Annotated in this window: 25 protein-coding genes and 1 tRNA gene; 15 read left to right on the plus strand and 11 right to left on the minus strand. The window is 29.3% G+C overall.

The genetic code is table 11. From position 1 onward, the window contains the following. Window positions 1-35: 35 nt before the first annotated feature. The 3 genes from AC34EU_RS01475 to AC34EU_RS01485 form a co-directional block, all read right to left on the minus strand. Complete coding sequence (locus AC34EU_RS01475; protein ID WP_487533139.1) at window positions 36-818, minus strand: peptidase associated/transthyretin-like domain-containing protein; 783 nt, start codon at window positions 816-818, stop codon at window positions 36-38. Next, complete coding sequence (locus AC34EU_RS01480; protein ID WP_487533138.1) at window positions 819-1,541, minus strand: carboxypeptidase-like regulatory domain-containing protein; 723 nt, start codon at window positions 1,539-1,541, stop codon at window positions 819-821. It lies immediately after the preceding gene. 32 nt (window positions 1,542-1,573) lie between these two features. Further along, window positions 1,574-1,646, minus strand: a tRNA-Gly gene (locus AC34EU_RS01485). 94 nt (window positions 1,647-1,740) lie between these two features. On the opposite strand from AC34EU_RS01485, the gene AC34EU_RS01490 reads away from it, so the two are divergent. Then, window positions 1,741-2,451, plus strand: coding sequence for a M15 family metallopeptidase (locus tag AC34EU_RS01490; protein ID WP_487533137.1), 711 nt, complete (start codon window positions 1,741-1,743; stop codon window positions 2,449-2,451). 5 nt (window positions 2,452-2,456) lie between these two features. On the opposite strand, the gene yaaA is transcribed toward AC34EU_RS01490, so the two are convergent. The 3 genes from yaaA to AC34EU_RS01505 all read right to left on the minus strand — a co-directional run bounded on the left by yaaA (window position 2,457) and on the right by AC34EU_RS01505 (window position 4,862). Next, the gene (yaaA, locus tag AC34EU_RS01495; protein WP_487533136.1) at window positions 2,457-3,206 is read right to left on the minus strand and encodes a peroxide stress protein YaaA; all 750 of its coding nucleotides are present in this window, start codon (window positions 3,204-3,206) and stop codon (window positions 2,457-2,459) included. Window positions 3,207-3,288: 82 nt separating this feature from the next. Beyond that, entirely contained in the window at window positions 3,289-4,311 is a 1,023-nt protein-coding gene (locus AC34EU_RS01500) for an RluA family pseudouridine synthase (protein ID WP_487533135.1), read from the minus strand. Beyond that, window positions 4,311-4,862: a PASTA domain-containing protein gene (locus AC34EU_RS01505; protein ID WP_487533133.1), complete on the minus strand. Its 552-nt coding sequence runs from the start codon at window positions 4,860-4,862 to the stop codon at window positions 4,311-4,313. The genes AC34EU_RS01500 and AC34EU_RS01505 overlap by 1 nt, the downstream gene beginning before the upstream one ends. Window positions 4,863-4,924: 62 nt before the next feature. On the opposite strand from AC34EU_RS01505, the gene AC34EU_RS01510 reads away from it, so the two are divergent. Together AC34EU_RS01510 and coaD are read left to right on the plus strand one after the other, a co-directional pair. Next, window positions 4,925-5,920 (plus strand): D-alanine--D-alanine ligase, encoded by a 996-nt coding sequence (locus tag AC34EU_RS01510; protein ID WP_487533132.1) that lies wholly within the window; start codon window positions 4,925-4,927, stop codon window positions 5,918-5,920. Window positions 5,921-5,941: 21 nt separating this feature from the next. Beyond that, window positions 5,942-6,403, plus strand: a complete 462-nt coding sequence (gene coaD, locus AC34EU_RS01515; protein ID WP_487533131.1) for a pantetheine-phosphate adenylyltransferase — start codon at window positions 5,942-5,944, stop codon at window positions 6,401-6,403. On the opposite strand, the gene AC34EU_RS01520 is transcribed toward coaD, so the two are convergent. After that, the gene (locus AC34EU_RS01520) at window positions 6,358-6,990 is read right to left on the minus strand and encodes an NUDIX hydrolase (protein WP_487533130.1); all 633 of its coding nucleotides are present in this window, start codon (window positions 6,988-6,990) and stop codon (window positions 6,358-6,360) included. The two genes, coaD and AC34EU_RS01520, sit on opposite strands and share 46 nt — an antisense overlap. Before the next feature lie 6 nt (window positions 6,991-6,996). Here AC34EU_RS01520 and pyrE point away from each other — a divergent pair, with 6 nt between their 5' ends. Further along, on the plus strand, window positions 6,997-7,644 hold the full coding sequence (gene pyrE / locus AC34EU_RS01525; protein WP_487533129.1) for an orotate phosphoribosyltransferase: 648 nt from the start codon (window positions 6,997-6,999) through the stop codon (window positions 7,642-7,644). Here the strand turns inward: pyrE and AC34EU_RS01530 are convergent. Then, window positions 7,638-8,372: a biotin--[acetyl-CoA-carboxylase] ligase gene (locus tag AC34EU_RS01530; protein WP_487533127.1), complete on the minus strand. Its 735-nt coding sequence runs from the start codon at window positions 8,370-8,372 to the stop codon at window positions 7,638-7,640. The genes pyrE and AC34EU_RS01530 overlap by 7 nt on opposite strands. 50 nt (window positions 8,373-8,422) lie before the next feature. Between AC34EU_RS01530 and rsfS the strand changes: the two genes are divergently transcribed. The 5 genes from rsfS to AC34EU_RS01555 are packed head-to-tail and all read left to right on the plus strand — an operon-like array spanning window position 8,423 to window position 12,803. Further along, window positions 8,423-8,794, plus strand: coding sequence for a ribosome silencing factor (rsfS, locus tag AC34EU_RS01535; protein WP_487533126.1), 372 nt, complete (start codon window positions 8,423-8,425; stop codon window positions 8,792-8,794). 5 nt (window positions 8,795-8,799) lie between these two features. Further along, entirely contained in the window at window positions 8,800-10,749 is a 1,950-nt protein-coding gene (ftsH, locus tag AC34EU_RS01540; RefSeq protein WP_487533125.1) for an ATP-dependent zinc metalloprotease FtsH, read from the plus strand. A 20-nt stretch (window positions 10,750-10,769) separates the two neighbouring features. After that, complete coding sequence (locus AC34EU_RS01545) at window positions 10,770-11,363, plus strand: LUD domain-containing protein (RefSeq protein ID WP_487533124.1); 594 nt, start codon at window positions 10,770-10,772, stop codon at window positions 11,361-11,363. Between the two features lie 3 nt (window positions 11,364-11,366). Next, window positions 11,367-12,152, plus strand: coding sequence for a phosphatidate cytidylyltransferase (locus AC34EU_RS01550; protein WP_487533123.1), 786 nt, complete (start codon window positions 11,367-11,369; stop codon window positions 12,150-12,152). After that, window positions 12,153-12,803, plus strand: coding sequence for a phosphatidylserine decarboxylase family protein (locus AC34EU_RS01555; RefSeq protein WP_487533122.1), 651 nt, complete (start codon window positions 12,153-12,155; stop codon window positions 12,801-12,803). A gap of 41 nt (window positions 12,804-12,844) precedes the next feature. Here the strand turns inward: AC34EU_RS01555 and AC34EU_RS01560 are convergent, their stop codons facing one another. Then, window positions 12,845-15,475, minus strand: coding sequence for a valine--tRNA ligase (locus tag AC34EU_RS01560; protein WP_487533120.1), 2,631 nt, complete (start codon window positions 15,473-15,475; stop codon window positions 12,845-12,847). A gap of 131 nt (window positions 15,476-15,606) precedes the next feature. Here AC34EU_RS01560 and murB point away from each other — a divergent pair, with 131 nt between their 5' ends. Continuing rightward, window positions 15,607-16,611, plus strand: a complete 1,005-nt coding sequence (gene murB / locus AC34EU_RS01565) for a UDP-N-acetylmuramate dehydrogenase (RefSeq protein ID WP_487533118.1) — start codon at window positions 15,607-15,609, stop codon at window positions 16,609-16,611. Between the two features lie 9 nt (window positions 16,612-16,620). Here murB and dtd read toward each other — a convergent pair whose 3' ends face one another. Together dtd and rsgA are read right to left on the minus strand one after the other, a co-directional pair. After that, complete coding sequence (gene dtd, locus AC34EU_RS01570) at window positions 16,621-17,073, minus strand: D-aminoacyl-tRNA deacylase (RefSeq protein ID WP_487533116.1); 453 nt, start codon at window positions 17,071-17,073, stop codon at window positions 16,621-16,623. Further along, window positions 17,070-17,999, minus strand: coding sequence for a ribosome small subunit-dependent GTPase A (gene rsgA / locus AC34EU_RS01575; RefSeq protein WP_487533277.1), 930 nt, complete (start codon window positions 17,997-17,999; stop codon window positions 17,070-17,072). The genes dtd and rsgA overlap by 4 nt, the downstream gene beginning before the upstream one ends. Window positions 18,000-18,092: 93 nt before the next feature. On the opposite strand from rsgA, the gene gpmI reads away from it, so the two are divergent. The 5 genes from gpmI to AC34EU_RS01600 are packed head-to-tail and all read left to right on the plus strand — an operon-like array spanning window position 18,093 to window position 22,346. Further along, window positions 18,093-19,604 carry a 2,3-bisphosphoglycerate-independent phosphoglycerate mutase gene (gpmI, locus tag AC34EU_RS01580; protein ID WP_489696003.1) on the plus strand — a complete coding sequence of 504 codons (1,512 nt, stop codon included), beginning with the start codon at window positions 18,093-18,095 and terminating at the stop codon, window positions 19,602-19,604. Window positions 19,605-19,611: 7 nt separating this feature from the next. Beyond that, a complete protein-coding gene (locus AC34EU_RS01585) occupies window positions 19,612-20,160 on the plus strand; it encodes a thioredoxin family protein (RefSeq protein WP_489696004.1) in 549 nt (182 codons plus the stop codon). Further along, window positions 20,153-20,974 (plus strand): type I methionyl aminopeptidase, encoded by an 822-nt coding sequence (map, locus tag AC34EU_RS01590; protein WP_487533112.1) that lies wholly within the window; start codon window positions 20,153-20,155, stop codon window positions 20,972-20,974. The genes AC34EU_RS01585 and map overlap by 8 nt, the downstream gene beginning before the upstream one ends. 2 nt (window positions 20,975-20,976) lie before the next feature. After that, on the plus strand, window positions 20,977-21,729 hold the full coding sequence (locus AC34EU_RS01595) for a class I SAM-dependent methyltransferase (RefSeq protein ID WP_487533110.1): 753 nt from the start codon (window positions 20,977-20,979) through the stop codon (window positions 21,727-21,729). Window positions 21,730-21,737: 8 nt separating this feature from the next. Further along, complete coding sequence (locus AC34EU_RS01600; protein ID WP_487533109.1) at window positions 21,738-22,346, plus strand: TIGR04282 family arsenosugar biosynthesis glycosyltransferase; 609 nt, start codon at window positions 21,738-21,740, stop codon at window positions 22,344-22,346. Window positions 22,347-22,396 lie beyond the last annotated feature (50 nt).

Genomic DNA, 22,396 nt, shown 5'->3' on the forward strand with positions numbered 1-22,396 from the left:
ATAAATAAGACTATTATACTCATATAAAAAATAAGTTATTCATTACTTAATACTCTTATGTGATTTTGATCAAAATACTCCATTACTTTATTATGCTCATTTCTTTTAAAACTTTGTTTTAAAGGAAAGTTCTCATAAGTTCCAGAAACAAATTCATAAACTTTATCTTCTGTCACTTCATAAGTTTCAATAAAATAATCTATTCCATAAAATTTAATCAAGTTTGCAACAACATCAAACTCAATATCTAGTTTGCGTTTCTTTTTTAAACGTTTATAGTACCCTGAAACATGCTTATATACAGCCTCAATATCAACTGGCGCTCCTAAAGGAAGGAAAATAGTGCTCATTATTAAACTTTTACTAGAAACTATCTTTTCTTTTCTTTTCCCTTTAAACCCAGGAATACCCATATTGTAAAAATTGATTGCCTTAACTCCTGAATTCTCAAAATCTTTAAACAAATCTCCAGATAAATTGTGTGGTTTTACTATTACTTCAGACAATTGATTTATAAATTCCTCCAAAGGAATTACTATCTCTTTGCTCTCAAGCATTTCATTATTTATCACAATGATTTTTACGCTAAATTGAATAGCAGATATAATTATTGTGTCTTTTACTGTGCTAAAAATTTCAAAATACCCATCATCATTAGTGATAGTTGCACTACCTCTAGTTTTATTTATTATATGAATGGAGGATATTGATATTGAGTCGTTGGTTGAAACTCTACCTTTCAATAAAGATGAATTATTAATTTGAGCATTAACATTTAATATTCCTAAAATGAAAAATAAGAATAAGAATCGATTCATTTAAGATTTGTTTTTATAATCTTCTACTACACTATACAAATAGTCAATTAATAAGAATTGTTTAGATTTTTGAAGTAGCTGATTTGAAGTTAATTCTTTATCTAAAAATTTCAAAAAATCAGTTATTTGATCTTTTTTAATTCCCAGTTCATCGGTAAAAAACTTGTCTTCAAAAACAAAAGGAAGCACTTTACTTGGAATAAGCTTTTTTTTCTGCTCTTCAGAGCTGTTCAAAATTAATTTTGATATCAATTTAGCTACATTTATAAAGTCAATACCGTTGTATAATTGGCCTTGTCTCAATATTGTATTTTCAAGTCTTGTAGATTTATCCTGAACATAATCAAAGCCTTTAAATTGCTCTTCAATAAGGTCTAAAAACTTTTCTGTATTTTCAGGACTTATAACTATTTCGTCAAGAATATTAACTCTTTCAGTTATATTAACAACCAGTCTGTTTTTATTTAATATTTCATCAGTTATCACTATACTTTTAATTTTAAATTCTACAGATGAAAAAATAATTTCATCACCTTTACTAACATCAATTTGAAACTCTCCATCACTATCTGTTATAGTATTAAATTGGGATGAATTGTTAATTACATTAGCTGCAATAACATTATTATTTCTGTACAAAAGTTTACCATTTATGAGTCTTCTTTGCTGAGCAGATAAAAAAATTGATGTTAGGAATAATAAATTAAAAAAAATACGCTTCATAAATAAAATTAAAATAATATTCAAAACTTTTGAGCGGGAGACCGGGTTCGAACCGGCGACATTCAGCTTGGAAGGCTGACGCTCTACCAACTGAGCTACTCCCGCAATATAACAAAGATATAAATTTGGTTTTAGTAAAAGACTTTAAGATAAACAATGATTATAATAAGGTTATATATTAGTATGATTTAATTTATTTATGAAAAAATTATTATTATTATTAATTTGTTTCTCAATGTCTTATGGACAAAAAAATAATCTATTATCTAACACTCAATTAACTGGACAATCAGAAGTCTACATGATAAAAAAAGTAGATTACCAATTACTTCCTGAAGCTGCAAAGTCTTTCGAATTAATGAAAATTGCAGCACTAAAAGATAATATTAAAATAAAAATTATATCTAGTTTTCGGTCTTTCTATCAACAAGAAAAAATATGGAACCGAAAGTTTAAAAAAAATGATTCTATGGGTTTTTCGATAAATGAAAATATTTTAAAAATAATTGAATATTCAACAATACCTGGAACCTCAAGGCATCATTGGGGAACAGACATAGATGTTGTTGATGATAACATTAATCCTGAAGGAGATGTTTTGTTAACTGAAAAATTTTATAAAAACGGTCCTTATGTGAAGCTAAAAAAGTGGTTAGATGAAAATTCGGAAAAGTTTGGGTTTTATCTAGTTTACACAAAAAACGATAAACGAAAAGGTTTTGAACATGAACCATGGCATTATAGTTATGCTCCGATATCAAAAAATATTTTAAAAGAATTGTTAAAATTAGATCTCACCAAATTATTTATTGAAAATAAAGTTCTAGGATCAAAATATTTAACAGTTGAATTTATCAAGAATTATAAAGAAAACTTTTTATTAGGCATCAATTCAGAGCTAAAGCATTAGCAATCTCAACGAATGAAAATCGGAGTATTTTTATCATTGGTATCAACCTCACTGTAAGCATACCCATCCTCAGAAAACTTTAAAATATCATTAATTGAATTAGCGTCTTTTTCTATTAAAAATCTAGACATAGCACCTCTAGCCTTTTTAGCATAAAAAGAAATTATTTTTAATTTTCCGTTTTTAAAATCTTTAAAAACTGGGGATATAACACTGTTTTTAATTGACTTAAAATTAATAGCTAAAGAGTATTCTTTACTTGCCAAATCAACTATAACCTCATCGTGATTTATCTCCTTAATAATATGATTTGTGATTTTTTTCTTCCAGAATTCATAAAGGTTATTATTCTTTCCAATTCTTAGTGATGTTCCCATTTCCAGTCTATATGGTTGAATAAGATCAAATGGACGTAATATTCCATATAAGCCAGATATTATTCTTAAGTTTTTTTGAAGAGTGTCTAATTTTTTATTTGAAAATGAGTATGGATCTAATCCAGAATAAACATCACCATTAAATGTAAAAATAGCTGGCCGAGAATCACCCGTTATAAAATTTTGATTCCGCTCCCAATTTAGTTGACTTAATTTTTCTGATAAATTCATTAAATCAATTAAATTATTAACTGTTTTATTTTTTAATATTCTGTTTAAACTATTAGCCTCATTTAAAAAATAAGGTTGAGATTCTTGAACAGCTGGTGGTTTAGAAATCAAATCCAAAGACTTTGCTGGAGAAATAAAAATTTTCATGATAAAACAAATTAAGATTTAAATCAAAAATAATAGATTTATGATTAAATTAAACCAAAGGATTTAAAAATTAAATCGATTATTAATTTTGACTGTTTTTAGAATAATTATCCCATTTAGTAATAACGCTTTTAAAGTCTTCAGGTAGCTCAGAGTCAAAAGAGACATAATCATTACTCTTTGGGTGAATAAAACCTAAGGTTTTTGCGTGAAGAGCTTGCCTTGGCATAATCTTAAAACAATTATCAACAAATTGTTTGTATTTAGTAAAGTTAGTTCCTTTTAAGATTTGATTTCCACCATATCTTTCATCATTAAATATTGTATGTCCAATATATTTCATGTGAACTCTAATCTGATGAGTTCTTCCTGTTTCTAATCTGCAGCTAACCAGGGTTACATAACCATATCGTTTTAATACTTTATAGTGAGTAATTGCTGTTTTACCATTATCATTTTCAGGAAAAACTTTCATTTGTAAACGATTTTTTGGGTTACGCCCTATATTTCCCTCTATCTCACCTGTATCCTTTTCAACGTTACCCCAAACTAAGGCAAAATACTCCCTAGTTGTACTTTTATCATAAAACTGTTTAGCTAAAAATGTCATTGAAGACTCTGATTTAGCAATAACTAAAAGACCTGAGGTGTCTTTGTCAATCCTATGAACTAATCCCGGCCTATGATTATTATTTACAGGTAGTTTTTCAAATTTATATAAAAGCGCATTTATCATCGTGCCTGAATAATTACCATGTCCAGGGTGAACAACCATCCCGGGAGGTTTATTAATTATAATAAGAAAATCATCTTCATATTCTATATCTATTGGAATATTTTCAGGGATCAGAAGATTTTCATGCGGGGGGTGTGTAAATAAAACTCGAATATTGTCACCCCCTTTTACTTTATAATTAGACTTTACAATAGATCCATTTACGAAGATACTTCCGGACTTGGCTGCCTGTTGAATTTTACTTCTAGTTGAATTTTCAATCCTATTCATCAAAAATTTATCTACACGAAGAGGGTCTTGTCCTTTGTCTGCTTTAAAGTTAAAGTGCTCATGTAAATTTTCGTCAATAGCTATTGGTTCATTTTTCATTAGCGAATACCATTGCCTAAAATTAAATCTATTTTTGTTGTCTTGGGTAAAACAGATCCTGGGGCTATTACTTTTCCTTGATACCTGATTTCTAAAACCATGTCTTTTCCTATGTTGTTTCTGTACATTATTTTCCCAATATCAAACCCTACCGCCCTTAGCATAGATTCAGCATTTCGACGTGTAATTTGAATAATATTTGGAATACTAATTTTCCTATATCCGGAAGGGTTTAATGTTAAATAAATTTTACGATCTTTTTTAACTTCACTTAACGGTACTGGAAATACTTCTATTACAGCATAAGGTGGAAGTTTAGGATTAAATTTAGCAGAATCAATTACTTCATATCGTAAATAATTTTCATTAAGAATCTTAATTGCATCATTTAATTCAATTCCAGAAATATCAGGGACTAGCTCATGCTTTTCATGATAGGTGATTAGTTCTAGAGCTTTTAAGGTCAAAATAATGAAAAAAGTTAAAAAAACAATTGACTTAATTATCAGTTTCACAAAAGTACCTGAAATTAAAAATTTTAGAAAACTCATATAGAAATTTGTAGCAAATATAACACTTTTGCAATGCTATTAAATCTGCTACCTTTGTAGTAATGTTAAATAAAAGTAAAAGTATTATTGGTGTTGCTTGCGGAGGCTATGGTTCAGAGAGAAATATCTCCCTGAAAAGTGGAACACTAGTTTTAGAAACTTTAAAAAAATCAGGTTGGAATGCTTTTCTTCTAGTTCTTGATTTTCAAAATTGGTTTATTAAAATATCTGAAACTGAAAAAATATCTTTTTCGAAAAATAATTTCTCATTTTTTTTTGAAGATGTTCAACATGATTTTGATGTGATTTTCAATGCACTTCATGGTCCACCTGGAGAAGATGGTCAATTAGCAGCCAAACTTGATTTTCAAAAAATCCCACACACAAGCTGTGACTATTCTCCTGCAGCTTTAACATATAACAAAAGAGATTGCCTCTCTGTTGTTAAGAAATATAATATTCCAACTGCAAAGTCAATTCACCTTAATGAAGGTGAATTATTTAAAGAAAAAGAAATTGTTAAAAAGCTTGGTCTTCCTTGTTTTGTTAAAGCAAACAGAGCAGGAAGTAGTTTTGGAGTATATAGAATAACCGACATAAGAGATCTTAATTTAGGTATTAAAAACGCCTTTAAAGAAGATAGTCAAATTATAATTGAATCTGAATTGAAAGGTAGAGAAGTGTCTGTTGGAGTTTACAGAAATAAAAACGATGTTATTTGTCTTCCGATTACTGAAATCATTTCTGAAAATGATTTTTTTGATTATGAAGCGAAATATCAAGGTAAGGCTGAAGAAATTACACCTGCTAAAATTTCATATGAAATGCTCAAAAAGGTAAGTGAAATGGCTAAATTTCTATATAATAAATTGGAATTAAAAGGTATCTGTCGAAGTGAGTTTATCTTTATAAAAAACATCCCTCACTTACTAGAAATAAATACTGTGCCAGGATTAACAAGTGAAAGTATCATTCCCAAACAATGTAAAGCTGCTGGAATTGAACTTCATGAGTTATTTGAAGACCTATTAAATGAAGCAATGATTAAAAATTCATAATTTTAATAAAAATACCTTAAAATGAAACGTGCTCTTTTTCCCGGATCTTTTGACCCAATAACAAATGGTCATGAAGACATCATTCTTCGTGCTCTCCCACTTTTTGATGAAATAATAATTGGTGTAGGAATAAATAGTGAGAAAAAATATATGTTTTCAATTGAAAAAAGAATGGCTTTTATCGATAGTGTTTTTAGTAAATACAAAAAGATTAAAGTCCACTTTTATGAGGGTTTAACAATAAAATATTGTAAATCAATTGATGCTGATTTTATTTTAAGAGGATTAAGAAATCCTGCTGATTTTGAGTTTGAAAAAGCAATAGCACATACAAATAGAAAATTATCAGGTATAGAAACTGTTTTTCTTCTAACTTCATCTAAAACCTCATTTATAAGTAGCAGTATTGTTAGAGATATTATTAAAAATAAGGGGGATTACAAATCTTTAGTTCCATCAGCTGTGAACTTCTCATCAAAATAAAAATTAAAAAGCAGCATTATATTTGAATACATGTTTTTCATTGCATTTTTAATTTCATCTTTATTTTTCCAAACAGCTTTTTCAATATTTTCTTGAATTTGGGGCTTTAAATTTCCTTTATAAAAAGTATCCATTAAAAACCAATAAGTTTTTTTCAACATGTATTGTCCATTTTTTTTATATATATGATATGTTGTAGGTAAAATTGATCTTGAAACTAAATCAAGAGCTCCTGTTTCTTCTATCACTTCTCTTATTGCGCCATCAACTATCATTTCTTTTTTAGTCAGATGACCTTTAGGTAAATCCCATTTTCCATTTCTGTAAATTAATAAAAATTGATCCTTATTGTTTTTAACCATTCCACCCGCAGCTTCTATAATAGGAAAATGGTTTTGCAGATGTTTCATTAGTTTTTCTGAATCTGAATTGTAATAATAAACACATTTGGTTTTTTTTGACTTTAATGCTTTAATTATAATTGAAGAGTCCGAAAATTTAGAATGAATTAGTGGAGTTATATCTGTATTTTTAACAATGGAGGTTGTTAAAATAAGGGGCTTATGATTTAAAAAAACTTTATACATTTGCATATGATTTTTGATCAACAAACCGCAGTAGAAACTGCAAATTATCTTTTACAAATTAATGCAATTAAATTGAATCCTGAAAATCCCTTTTTGTGGGCTAGTGGATGGAAGTCTCCAATTTACTGTGATAATCGAATAACATTATCTTATCCTGAAATTAGAAATTATTTATGTAATCAGCTAGCGATTCAAGCTAAATCTATTTATAAAAATGAAAAATTTATAATAGCTGGAGTTGCTACTGGTGCAATAGGAATAGGGGTTTTAGTTGCTCAAAAGCTGAATTTACCATTCATATACGTTAGGCCAGAACAGAAAAAACATGGCAGAAAAAATCAAATAGAAGGCTATTTACCTGACAACTCAAAAGTAGTTGTGATTGAAGATTTGATTTCTACTGGAAAAAGCAGTCTAATTGCTGTTGAGGCACTTAAGAATAAAGGAGCAAGTGTTATAGGCATGTTAGGTCTTTTCACTTATGGCTTTAAAATTGCTGATGAAAATTTTAAAAAATTAAAATTAAAATTAAATACTTTAAGTGATTATGACACCTTAATTAATGAAGCACTAAATCAAAATATGATTAACTCCGATTCATTATCTAAATTAAGTGAATGGAGAAAATCTCCAGATATTTGGAGTTCTCAGTAAATCATTTTAATTTCCTTAGGCTGGAAACTTTTAACTTCTCTGTTTTTAAATTCTAATTCTAGTAATCCATTTATATGAACTTTATTAATTCTAGCATTTACAAGTTCGCCGTTAATTTCAAAAAGAATCTTTTGTTTTAAAAAAAATAGTTTTTCATTAAACATTTTACTTAAACTTTCAGCTAAAGAATTAGTACACATAGCTGTATAAATAATTAGATTTTTTGATAATTTATCAATAAAAAAATCTGAGGAAAGCTTTTTTTGCGTTTCAATATAAACGCTTGTAGCGTTTGGTAATTTTAAAAATGTCTTTTCATATAAATTGATTCCAATACCAATTATTGATTTTATTTCATTACTTTTTATTTGATTTTCTGCCAATATTCCACAAATTTTTTTATTTCCTGACAAAATGTCGTTAGGCCATTTTATCGATAGATCTGGCACATTGAATTGGGCAAGTGTTTTAAGTACAGCTAGTGCAGAAGCGCAATTAATAGAGTAAATCCATTTTGGATTTAAATCTTCGAATTTTTTATATAAGCTAAAAGCCAGATGACTATTAGCCTCTCCTTCCCACACAGAGCCAAGTTGTCCAAATCCATCTGTTTGATTTAAGGTCCAAATACCATCACCGGACTTTAAATTATTTAATTTAAGTAGATCTTTTAATTCTTTGTTTGTTGAGCTACTGGCACTAAGTTTGCGTAAGTTTAGTTGATACATAAAATCTAACGTTTAAGAAATAATAAATTTGTACAAAATTAAATATTTTAATGATTAAAGATATCCCAAATACAGAAACTCTAATATCAAAAATTATTGGAGGGATAGATGACGTAAAAGGTGTTAAAGTTAATATACTGGATCTTCGAGAGATTCAAAATACAGTGTGTAGTTATTTTATAATTTGTAATGGCACATCGAACACCCACGTTAATGCAATAGTCAACTCTGTTCAAAAAAACGTAAGTAAAAACCTTAAAGAAAAACCTTATCATACAGAAGGTCAAGAAAACTCAGAATGGGTTTTAATTGATTATATTGATGTAGTTGTTCACGTCTTTCAAAAACAAATAAGAGATCGTTATAATTTAGAAAATCTTTGGGGTGATGCCCGGTCTATTCAAATTGCATCAAATTATTAATAATTATGGAAAACAATAAAGATAAAAAAACTAAAAAACCTAAAGTTAATATATATTGGGTATATGGAATCGTGATAACTATTTTATTAGGAATGAGTTTCTTTAGTGGTGATTCAAATTTTAATAATATTGGAAAAACAAATATTAGTGAGTTTGAAAAATACCTTAATGCTGGAGATGTAAAAGAGATAATAGTTATCAATAAAAATTTAGCTCAAATTTCTTTAAAAGAAGATGTTTTATCCAAGGCTGAACATCAAAGAGTTAAATCTGAAAACTTCTTAGGGCAAGAAAACATAAAAGGACCTCATTATCAATTCGAAGTTGGCAACCTTGAGCTTTTTCAAAGAAAACTTGAAAAAGCTGAAGAAAAAGGAATAGATTTTAAATATGAATTTAATACTGTCGAGAATAAATGGTTAGATATAATTATTGGCTTTCTTCCAATTATAATTATCGTTGGTGTTTGGATTTTTCTAATGAGAAGAATGTCAGGAGGGGGAGCTGGAGGAGCAGGAAGTCAAATTTTTAATATCGGAAAATCTAAAGCTAAACTTTTTGATCAAAATTCAGATATAAAGACAACTTTTAAAGATGTTGCAGGACTTGAAGGAGCAAAAGAAGAAGTTCAAGAAATTGTAGACTTTTTAAAAAATCCGGGAAAATATACTGCTTTAGGGGGTAAAATTCCAAAAGGAGCCTTGTTAGTAGGAATGCCTGGAACTGGAAAAACTCTTTTAGCTAAAGCGGTTGCGGGTGAAGCAAAAGTTCCATTTTTTTCTCTTTCTGGATCAGATTTTGTAGAAATGTTTGTTGGAGTTGGAGCATCTAGAGTTAGAGATCTATTTAAACAAGCAAAAGATAAGTCTCCTGCAATCATTTTTATTGACGAAATAGATGCTATTGGAAGAGCAAGAGGGAAAAGTAATTTCACAGGTTCAAATGATGAAAGAGAAAATACTCTTAATCAATTATTAACCGAAATGGATGGATTTGGAACCAATTCAAATGTTATTGTTTTAGCCGCTACAAACAGGGCAGATGTATTAGATAAAGCTTTAATGAGGGCAGGAAGATTTGATCGTCAAATTTATGTAGATCTTCCTGATCTTAATGAAAGAAGAGAAATATTTAAAGTTCACTTAAAACCACTAAAAACGATTAAAGCCTTAGACGTTGATTTTTTAGCTAAACAAACTCCAGGTTTTTCTGGAGCAGACATTGCAAATGTTTGTAATGAAGCCGCTCTAATTGCTGCAAGAAAAAATAAAAAAGCTGTAGGAAAACAAGATTTTTTAGATGCTGTTGATAGAATTGTTGGTGGCCTAGAAAAAAAGAATAAAATAATAACAAAAGATGAGAAAAAAACTATTGCTTATCACGAAGCTGGTCATGCTGCAGTAAGTTGGTTTCTTGAATTTGCTGCACCTTTAGTCAAAGTGACTATAGTCCCTAGAGGACAATCCTTAGGAGCCGCATGGTATTTGCCTGAGGAAAGGATGATAGTTAGGACAGAACAAATGCTTGATGAAATGTGTGCAACTTTAGGAGGAAGAGCTGCTGAAAAGGTAATGTTTAACAAAATTTCAACCGGCGCTTTAAGTGATTTAGAAAAAGTTACACGTCAAGCTAGGGCTATGGTTTCTATTTATGGTTTAAGTGAGAATCTTGGAAATATTACTTATTACGATTCGTCAGGGCAAGGGGATTATAACTTCACAAAACCTTACTCTGAAGACACTGCAAGAAAAATTGATAGTGAAATATCAAAACTAATCGAAAAGCAATATCAAAGAGCTTGTGAGCTCCTTAGTTCAAATAAAGAAAAATTGACAGCACTTGCTGAGCGTCTTTTAGAAAAAGAAGTTATCTTTAAAAATGATTTAGTTAAAATTTTAGGAGATCGTCCTTATGATGAAAAGTCTAAAGAAAGTTTACTTAAATCCAATGAATAAAAATTAAATAACTAGAAATTGTGAGTTTTTGGAAAAGTTTTTTTGGCCAAAAAAAAGTTACTCAAGGGATTAAAAAATCTGAGAGTCCTTTTATGCCAGAAAAAAAAGATCCAGTTGAAATAGCATTTGCTCATAATTTTACAGAAAAAGGAGGTCGTTTTTTATTTTCTGATTCTGATTCTGATTTTGAAAAATTTTTCAAGAATATACTCCATGAGAATAATTGGATAAAATCAGATGTATTTGCATTAGATTCAGAAATTGCAAAAAATTTTGATTTGGAAATCAATAAAGAAACCACAATCGTTAAAGAAAAAAAAGTAGCATTTATAAATTGTGAGTTTCTTATTGCAAATACAGGTGGGATTTTAATTTCAAGTAATCAAATCAAAAACTTAAATTTAACCCAGTTACCAGAAAACATTATAGTAAAAGCAAGAATAGCTCAATTTGCCAGAGATGTCAGTGAAGGAATGAGTAAATTAAAAGCGTTTTATTCTAAAAATTTACCATCAAATATAACTACACTAAATGCTAAAAATACAGATAAAGAATCTGATTTTTTATCTCAAGGAAATAGTGCAAAAAAAATTTATTTACTACTTCAAGAGTGAAAAATGAATAACATAATTATTCGATCATTTACTGGAATTGCATATGCTTCAATAATAATGGTCTCTTTGTTTTATGATGTAAGATTGTTTTCATTTATTATATTCTGCTTTTCTTGTTTAGCAATTTTTGAATTTCAAAAATTATTACAGTTAAATTATATCACCCCATATATTTTACTAGGCTTTATGTGCTTTTATTTTTTAAGAGAAAAATTTAACAAAAATACAATTTCAATTATACTCTATGTTACTCTAGCCTCTCATTTTTTAATGCTAAAATGGTTGTTTCAAGATGCATATAAGAAAAAATTGATAATTATCTTTTTGACATATGGATATGTAGTTTTTAGTTGTTTTTTTATAATAGTAATACCTTTTTCAAAAGGAACTTTTAATCCTGAAATATTATTATTTGTTTTTGTTTTAAATTGGACAAATAACTCTTTCGCATACTTGTTTGGGAAAAAATTTGGAAAAACCAAATTACTATTAAGAATTTCACCAAATAAATCATGGGAAGGATTTTGGAGTGGATTTGTTTTTACTTGTTTTGCAGCTCTAATATTCTATACTTTAAAAATAGATCTAAAACCTATTCAAATTATTATTTGTTCTATTTTAATTCCAGTTTTAGCTACACTAGGAGACCTAGTTCAGTCTAAAATAAAGCGTGATGCTGGGGTTAAAGACTCAGGTAATATTTTACCAGGTCATGGAGGTTTTTATGACAGAATGGATAGTATTATTTTTATTGCTCCATGGAGTTTTTATATTTTAAATCAATTTTAAATGTTTCACAAAGAAGGGTTTTTTATTATTACCACTAGCTTCATAATAACTGTTTTTGTTTCTGTTTTTTCAGAATACATTATTACAAATTCATTATTGAAAAATTTTATTCAATTTTCAGCAATCTTTGTGTTAATAATAATTTTACAATTTTTTAGAAATCCAAAAAGATTTATTAATCCAGATAGTAAAAAAGTTCTTTCCCCTGCTGACGGAAAAGTAGTTGTAATTGAGTCTGTTTTTGAAAAGGAATATTTTAAGGACAATCGAAGACAAATTTCTATTTTTATGTCTCCATTAAATGTACATGTGACGAGATATCCTATAAGTGGAATGGTTACCTATAGTAAATACCATCCTGGGAGATATTTAGTCGCTTGGCATCCTAAATCATCAGAAGAAAATGAAAGAACTACAATTGTGATTAAATCTTCTGAGTATGGAGAGATTCTTTATAGACAAGTTGCGGGTGCATTAGCTAGACGTATAGTGAATTACGCTAAAGAAGGCGATAAAGTGACTCAAGGTGATGATGCTGGTTTTATAAAGTTTGGTTCAAGAGTAGATTTATTGCTACCAATTGACGTCCCTATAAATGTCATTTTAGATCAAGTTGCAAAAGGTGCTAAAACTATAATATCTTCTATTTAAATTTAGTAAGAAGAGTTTGATAATTAAGCGGAAATTCTGTTTTAATTTAAACTTTCTAGTCTACTTTGAAGGTTTTCAATCTTTTCTCTGGAGTCATTAGCTTTTTTCATCTCTAACTCTATTACATCATTTGGAGCATTTTCAACAAAACGAGAATTCGATAATTTATTCATTATTGAACCAAGAAATTTTTCTAAATGTTTTAGTTCGTCATTAATTTTAATTGATTCTTTTTTTGAATCTATTTTTATTTCTAAAGGAATAAAAAATTCATTTACTCCTACTCTAAATACACCTCCTTTTTCTTTTATTTTTTTATTAGAAAATTCGATTTTATCAAGTTGTGCAAGCCTCAAAATAACTTCTGTAAATTTAATGGAGTTAGTTTTATAGTAAAAAAGACTTAGTGGAAATTTTTGTTTTAAACTATTTTCTTTTCGAAAATGCCTTACAGATCCAACAATTTGCTTTAAAGTATCATAATTTTTCAAAACTGAGTTACTATATTTTTTTTGAACCGGCCATGAACTAATAACTAAAGATTCTTTTTTGCTTCTTGATTTAATTATATGCCATATTTCTTCTGAAATAAAAGGCATAAAAGGATGAATTAATTTTAATATTTTTTGAAATTGAATCTTAATTTGATTAATTGATGTTTCATCAATTGAAGATCCATAATCAGGTTTGGTAATCTCTAGTAGCCAGGAACAAAAATCATCCCATATCAGTTTATAAACAGTCATTAATGCATCTGACATTCTATACTTTTCAAAATGATCGTCAACAGTTTCTAGAGCTTTATTAAATGCATGTTCAAAACATAATATTGCGTCTTTAGAAGAAATGGGTTGATCAATTTTTGAATCTACGTTCCAGCTATCAATTAGACGATATGCATTCCAAATTTTATTAGTAAAATTTTTACCCTGTTTACACAAACTTTCATCAAATAACAAATCATTTCCAGCTGCAGAGCTAAGCATGAGTCCTACTCTTACAGCATCTGCCCCATATTCATTAATCAAACCTAATGCCTCTGGAGAATTACCCAATTGCTTAGACATTTTTCGTCCTTTTTGATCACGAACTATTCCTGTTAAATACACTTTTGAGAAAGGAAATTTATCTCTAAATGCATAACCTGCCATTATCATTCTAGCTACCCAAAAAAATAATATATCTGGACCGGTTACCAAGTCTTGAGTTGGATAATAATAATTCACCTCTTCATTGTTAGGCTTATTTATTCCATCAAAAACTGAAATTGGCCATAACCACGAAGAAAACCATGTGTCTAAAACATCAGCATCTTGCCTTAAGTCTGAAATTAAAATATTTGGGTTTCCAAATTTAATTATTGCTAATTCTAAAGCTTTTTCTTTTGACTCGGCAACTACATAATGATCATTATTCTTTCCATAATAATATACTGGAATTCTGTGACCCCACCATAATTGCCTAGATATATTCCAATCTGTAATATTTTCCATCCAATTACGGTAAGTGTTTTTAAATTTTTTCGGAATTAATTGAACTTCATTTGCTTCTAAAACAGCCCCTATAGCAGGTTTTGCTAAATTTTTCATCTTCAAAAACCATTGTTCAGAAACTCGAGGTTCTATTATTGCGTTGGTTCTTTCTGATGTGCCTACTTTACTTGTATGATTTTCTTTTTTCACAAGACATCCAAGACCTTCCATGTCTTTAACTATAGATTTTCTAACTGCAAATCTATCTTGCCCTTCATATTGCAAACCAAATGAATTTAGTGAACCATCAGGGTTTAAAATATCTATAAAATCTAATTTATGTTTTTCTCCTAAGCTTTTATCATTTGGGTCATGAGCTGGAGTAACTTTTAAACAACCCGTTCCAAATTCAACATCAACATATTCATCGAGTATTATAGGTATAGATCTTCCACATATTGGTACTATTGCATTTTTTCCATGAAGATGTTTGTATCGATCGTCTTTTGGGTTAACACATATTGCTGTATCACCTAGTATAGTTTCTGGTCTAGTTGTGGCGATTACAAGTGATTCATCATAACCATCAACCTTGTAAGAAATATAAAATAAACTACCTGTTTTTTCTTTATGTATAACTTCCTCGTCTGACAAAGTAGTTTGAGCTTGTGGATCCCAATTCACCATTCTATATCCTTTGTATATCAATCCTTTATTATACAAATCAATAAAAACAGTAATTACTGATTTTGACATTTCAGGGTCTAATGTGAATTTGGTTCTATCCCAATCACAAGAACATCCAATTTTTTTTAACTGTTCAAGGATAACTCCACCGTACTCATCGGTCCACTCCCAAGCATGCTTTAAAAATTCGTCACGTGAAAGATCTTTTTTTAAAATTCCTTTTTTTTTGAGTTTTTCAACAACTTTTGCTTCAGTAGCTATTGACGCATGATCTGTACCTGGAACCCAACAAGCGTTAAAGCCTCGCATTCTAGCTCTTCGGATAAGTATATCTTGTAAAGAATTATTCATCATATGTCCCATATGTAAAACTCCAGTAACGTTAGGAGGGGGAATTACAATTGTATATGGCTTACGATTATCAGGAGTAGATTTAAAGAAATCATTTTCTAACCAATATTTGTACCATTTATCTTCAACTGCCGATGGAACAAACTTTGTGGGAATTGACATGTTTTTATCTAATTTATGCAATACAAAAGTAACAAGGCTGTTTGTATTTAAAAAACTTAATGATAAATGAATAAATCTAAAAAACAAAATAAAGCCTCTAAAGATTAATAAGTCTTTTCTATCTTAGATAAATGATTCAATTAGAAGAAAATAAATCAATTGAAAATTTGACTACTATAGGAGTTAAAGGCACTACCTATCGATACTGCAAAATAGAGAAAACATCAAATTTGATTAGTATTCTTAAATCTAATTCTCTACCTATAAAAGTTTTGGGAGGTGGAAGTAATATTTTGTGGACTAAAAAATTTAATGGATTAACTATACATATAAACACAAAGGGTATTTCAGTTGAAAAAGAAACCAACTCGCATGTAATAGTTAATATTAATGCAGGCGAAAACTGGCATGAATTTGTGATTTGGTCAATAAGAAATAATTATGGAGGAGTTGAAAACCTAGCGCTAATTCCAGGAAATATTGGTGCTGCACCTATTCAAAATATAGGAGCTTATGGGGTAGAATTAAAAGAAGTGTTTGTGGAATGTTTAGCTATTAATATTAAAACTTTAAAATCTAAAGTATTTTCAGTTGAAGAATGTGAATTTGGATACAGAGATTCCATTTTTAAAAATCAAGAAAAAAACAATTATATAATAACCTCAGTTAAGGTTAAACTATCAAAAAAAGGTCACCATAAGTTTGCTACAAAATATGGGGATATTGAAAAAATAGTTAAAAAAAATTCTCTTAGTCCATCAAAAATTGCAAAAGCTGTAATAGAAATTAGGACCTCAAAACTTCCTGACCCAAAGCAAATTGGAAATTGCGGTAGCTTTTTTAAAAATCCAATAATTGATGAGGTTCTGTTTGAGGTTTTACTAAAAAAATATCCTGAAATACCCAATTATCCATCTAAAAACAAATATAAAATTCCAGCTGCTTGGTTAATTGAAAAATTAAACTACAAAGGTTATCGAGATGGAGATGCGGGAGTTCATAAGGATCAAGCTTTAATACTAGTTAATTATGGTAATTCTTCAGGACTCGAAATTTTCAATTTATCTAAAAAAATAAGGAAAGAAGTACTCGATGTTTTTGAAATTAATCTCACTCCAGAGGTTAATATCTGGTAGCTACCACCCCTACTGCTTATCCTTAGAATCCATCCATATGGTAACGGGTCCATCATTAACTAGCTCAACTTTCATGTTTGCTCTAAAAATACCAGTCTGAATTAGCTTTCCTAATGAAAACTCTAACTCTGTAATAAGTTTTTTATACATTAAATTAGCATGGTTTTGACCTGAAGCTTTTATATACGAAGGTCTATTTCCTTTTTTCAAAGAAGCCATTAAAGTAAACTGACTCACGACTAAAACTTCCCCCTCTATATCTTTGACTGATAAGTTCATTGCATTATTTGAATCATTAAATATTCTCAAATTAATAACCTTATTTACTAACCAATTAATATCATCATGATTATCAAAATCTTCAACTCCTTGAAAAACCAACAATCCTTTGTCAATTTTTCCAACTATTTCATTTGACACTAAAACTTGCGCTTTTTCAACTCTTTGAATTAAAAGTCTCATAAGTTCCTATAAGTTCTATCATCCTCTAAAAGTTGAATATAGCTTTTGTAACGAGAAGATGAAATCAACATATTATCAATAGCACTTTTAACTTCACAACCTGGCTCCTTGACATGGAGACAATCCTTGAATTTACATTTTTGAGAAAATTTATTAAATTCGGGAAAATATTTACTTATTTCATTTTTTTCCATATCTACCAATCCAAAACCTTTTATACCTGGAGTGTCTATCAACTTAGCTCCATTTCCTAAATCAAACATTTCGGCAAATGTTGTTGTATGCTGACCTTGCTGATGTTGTTGAGAAATTGAAGAAGTACGAAGATTAAGGTTAGGAGATAAAGCATTTATTAGTGTTGATTTTCCAACTCCAGAGTGTCCTGAAAACATACAAACTTTATTTGAAATTACGTTCTGTAATTTGTTCACGTTTTGTCTCTTTAATGCTGAGATTTTTATACAATTATAGCCAATATTTTCATATATTTTTACCAATTCGTTAGTTTTAGATTTTATATTGGAATCATAAGTGTCAATTTTATTAAATATTAAAGTTGAATTAACTTTATATGCCTCGGCTGTAACTAAGAATCTATCAATAAAAGCACATGAAGTTGGAGGATTATTGACTGTTATTAATAAAAATGCATGATCAATGTTTGCAGCAATAATGTGAGTTTGTTTAGATAGATTTACAGATTTTCTTACTATATAATTTTCTCGTGGTTTAATTTCAACAATTAATCCGTTATTCTCCCCAAATGATGGATCTTCCATGACGACAACTTTGTCTCCAACGACTACAGGATTAGTAGATTTAATGCCATCTAACCTCAGCTTGCCTTTAATGCGGCAATTAATAATTTTAGCAGCAGTAACAACTTTATACCAACTACCCGTAGAACGATATACTGTACCTAAAATCACTTTTTTTCACAAAGTAACAATATTTTTTTTCGTTCGCATAGTCACAAATAAGCTTATTGAATTGTTATCTTTGAATATATAACATTCAAAATGTCAAAAGCTTTATTAATGATTCTTGATGGTTGGGGTAAAACAAAAAACCCTTCTGTGTCAGCAATTACAAATGCTAAAACACCTTTCATCGACAGCCTATATGAAAATTACTCTAACGCTGAGTTACTTACTCATGGAAAACACGTTGGCCTTCCTGAGGATCAAATGGGAAATAGTGAGGTCGGTCATATGAATTTAGGGGCTGGAAGAATTATTTACCAAGATCTGGCTAAAATTAATAAGATTATTGAAAACAATAAATTAAAAGAAGAAAAAACAATAATAGAGGCTTATAACTATGCTAAGAAAAATAATAAAAAAGTTCATTTTTTAGGTTTACTTTCTAATGGAGGTGTACATTCTCATATCAACCATTTAATTGAATTATTAAAAATTGCTAAGAGTGAGAATTTAAATAAACTTTATATTCATGCTTTTACTGACGGTAGAGATGTTGATCCAAAATCGGCAATTGATTTTATTAAAGAACTAGAACCAGTACTCAAGAAAACTGGTGCTAAAATTGCTACACTTATTGGTAGGTATTTCGCTATGGATAGAGATCAAAGATGGGAAAGAGTTAAAAAAGCACATAATCTTTTACTAAAAAATGAAGGAAAGAATACTGATGATTTAATAGGGGAATTAGAATCAAATTACTTGAAAGGGGTTACCGATGAGTTCATTCCTCCCTTAGTTAACACAATAAGCAATCAACCCGTAGCTAAAATTGAGGAAAATGACATAGTGATTTTTTTCAACTTCCGAACTGACAGAGGAAGACAATTAACTCAGTCATTAACTCAAAAATCATATCCGAAATTTAAAATAAATCCGATCAAACTCTATTTCTTAACTCTTACAAAGTATGATTCATTATTTAAAAATATTAAAGTAATTTTTGATAAAGAAAATTTAAAAGATACCTTAGGAGAGGTTATATCTATGGCTGGAAAAACTCAAGTTCGAATAGCAGAGACTGAAAAATATCCTCATGTTACCTTTTTCTTCAATGGAGGAAGAGAAAAAGCTTTCAAAAATGAGGATAGAATTTTATGTCCATCACCAAAAGTAGCAACCTATGACTTAAAACCTGAAATGTCCGCTTTTGAAATAAAAAATTCAATTATAAAAAAAATGAATGATGATCAACCTGACTTTATATGTTTAAATTTTGCAAACCCAGATATGGTTGGCCATACTGGAAATCTTAATGCAGCAATAAAGGCTTGTGAATTTGTTGATTCATGTACTAGTGAAGTAATTACGGCTGCTATAAAAATGAACTATACTAGTTTAATAATTGCAGATCATGGAAATTGTGAAAACATGATTAACAATGACGGAACTCCAAATACAGCACACACAACCAATCCAGTTCCAGTTATTCTAGTGGATAGTAAAAAGAGAAAAATTAATAATGGGGTTTTGGGGAATATTGCACCCACAATCTTGGATATCCTAGATATTAAAAAGCCTGAAGCTATGAAGATGAATTCACTATTGTAATTTACAGATGAAAAAAGTAATATATATAATATTTATTCTACTTGGTTGTAATTCAAGCTTATCTCCACTTCCGATTATTTATGGAGAGACTATAGAGGGAGAACCGTTTATAATGGGTAAAATAAATCGTCAAAATTTACTTATATATGAGCACAGTGAATGGTTTCAAGAAGAATATAATAGATATAAAGTTCCCATTGGATGGGTTGAAAAAAATAAAGTTTTATTAAAAAAAATGAATCTTAAGTTGTTTTTGGGAACATGGTGTGAGGATTCTGAAAGAGAAGTACCTGGGATGCTTAAGCTTATCGATTATTCCGGTTTTGATCTTTCTAAAATTGAAATGTATGCTGTTTCTGGAGAAAAACATACACCTGCTAATTATGAAAAAGGACTAAACATAACAAATGTTCCTACATTAATTTTTTATAAAAACGGAAAAGAAATAAATCGATTTGTAGAATTTCCTAATATTTCTTTAGCAAAAGATTTGGAGACTATTATTCAAGGTGAATCATATAAAAACCCCTATTATGAAATTCTAATAGATGAGTAAAGTTGTTATAAAGTCAAGAGAAGAAATTGAATTAATTCGAGAAAGTGCTATCATAGTGTCTAAAACGCTAGGAATGCTTACTTCAGAAATTATTCCAGGAGTAACAACTCTTAAATTAGACAAACTAGCTGAAACTTTTATAAGGGATAATGGGGCAGAGCCTGGTTTTTTAGGTCTTTATGATTTTCCTAATACTTTATGTGTATCACCAAACTCTCAAGTTGTTCATGGAATTCCCAATGACACTCCACTCAAAGAGGGTGATGTTCTCTCCATTGACTGTGGAGCGCTTAAAGATGGGTTTTATGGTGATCATGCATACACTTTTCCCGTTGGGGAAATAGATTCAAAAATCAAACTTTTATTAGAAACAACAAAAGAATCTTTATACAAGGGTATCGCAGAGTTTAAAGCTGGAAATAGAGTAGGAGATATTGGCTATGCGATTCAATATCATTGCGAATCAAAAGGATATGGCGTTGTAAGAGAACTTGTTGGACATGGTCTAGGTAAAACAATGCATGAGTCACCTGAAATTGCAAATTATGGAAAAAGAGGACAAGGAAAAAAACTTGAAAACGGGATGGTTTTAGCTATAGAACCGATGATCAATATGGGAACTCATAAGATCAAACATTTAAAAGATGGTTGGAGTATTATCACCAAAGACAATCTGCCAAGTGCTCATTTTGAGCATAACATAGCTCTAATAGATGGGAAGCCTAATTTACTTTCTACTTTTAAGTATATAGATTCAGCTCAAGGAATTAATTCTAATCAAGAATTACCCTTTTTAGGCTCTGAAACAATTTAATAATGCAAATAATTCTTAAAATTTTTCCAAGGATAGTTTTAATCAAACTAAGTATCTTACTTCAACCACTACTTTCCTTGGTCTTTAAAGGTTCTAAGTTTACAGATCCAATTAACGGGAAAAAGTATAGTCGATTTCTTTCTTATGGTTACAATAAAATTAGGCCCAACGCCCTTTCCCCTGGCACACTTTCATTAGAAAGGCATAGATTATTATGGTTATATCTTACAAGCGACCATAATTTAGAAAATCAATTTTTAAATGTTTTACATGTAGCACCAGAACAAGTTTTTTATAAAAAATTTAAAAATTTTAAAAACTGGACATATACAACCACAGATTTAAATTCACCCCTGGCAGATGTAAAAGCAAATTTATGTAACCTTCCATTTAAAAATGAAACTTACGATTTGATCTTGTGTAATCATGTACTTGAGCATATTATTGATGATATAAAGGCAATGAGAGAAATTTATAGAGTTTTAAAAAAAGGTGGGAAAGCTATTCTTCAGGTTCCTTTAGATGCGGAAAAAGAAAAAAGCTATGAAGACCACACAATAATTAATCCTAAAGATCGAAATAAGCATTTTGGTCAGTATGATCATGTTCGAATTTATGGTATGGATTTTTTTAACAGGTTATCTAATATTGGATTCAAGTGTGAAAAAATTGATTTAACATCTAAACTTTCTGATAGAGATATCATAAAATACGGTTTGGTTAAAGGAGAACTAATACCTGTAGCTTGGAAATAATATTAAAGATGGAAAACACTTTAGTTCTTGTATTTTGTAAAAACTCTTTAATTGGAAAAGTCAAAACAAGGCTTGCAAAATCCATTGGTAAAGCTGAAGCCTTAAAGGTTTATAACCTCATTATAAATAAAACCATTTCAGTTTTAAAACAGCTAGATCACGATATTGTTGTGTTTCATAGTGATTTTATACCTAATGACAATAATTGGTCGTTTACAAAATACCAAAAGGTTCAGAATGGAAAAGATTTAGGTAGTCGAATGAATAAAGCATTTAAATGGGGGTTTGAAGTGGGCTATAAAAACATCTGTGTTGTCGGAACTGACCTTTGGAGTATTGAAAAAAAAATTTTCAAGAAAGCCTTTAATGCCTTAAAGAATAATGATGTTGTTTTTGGCCCTGCTTCAGATGGTGGTTACTATTTATTGGGCTTAAAAAAATTAAGTGATTCGATTTTTAGTATTAAATCATGGGGTTCTTCAAAAGTACTTGAAGACAGTATTAATCAAGTTGATTATAAAAGTTCGATTTTTTATCTTACAGAATTAAATGATATTGATACTGAAGAAGACATAAATAAACATAATGATTTAAAAGTCTTAATTCAAAAATCATAGAAGTCTCTGGTAAGGAGTTTAAAATTTTAAAATCAAATTGTAAATTGTAA

The organism is Candidatus Marivariicella framensis (assembly GCF_982709265.1).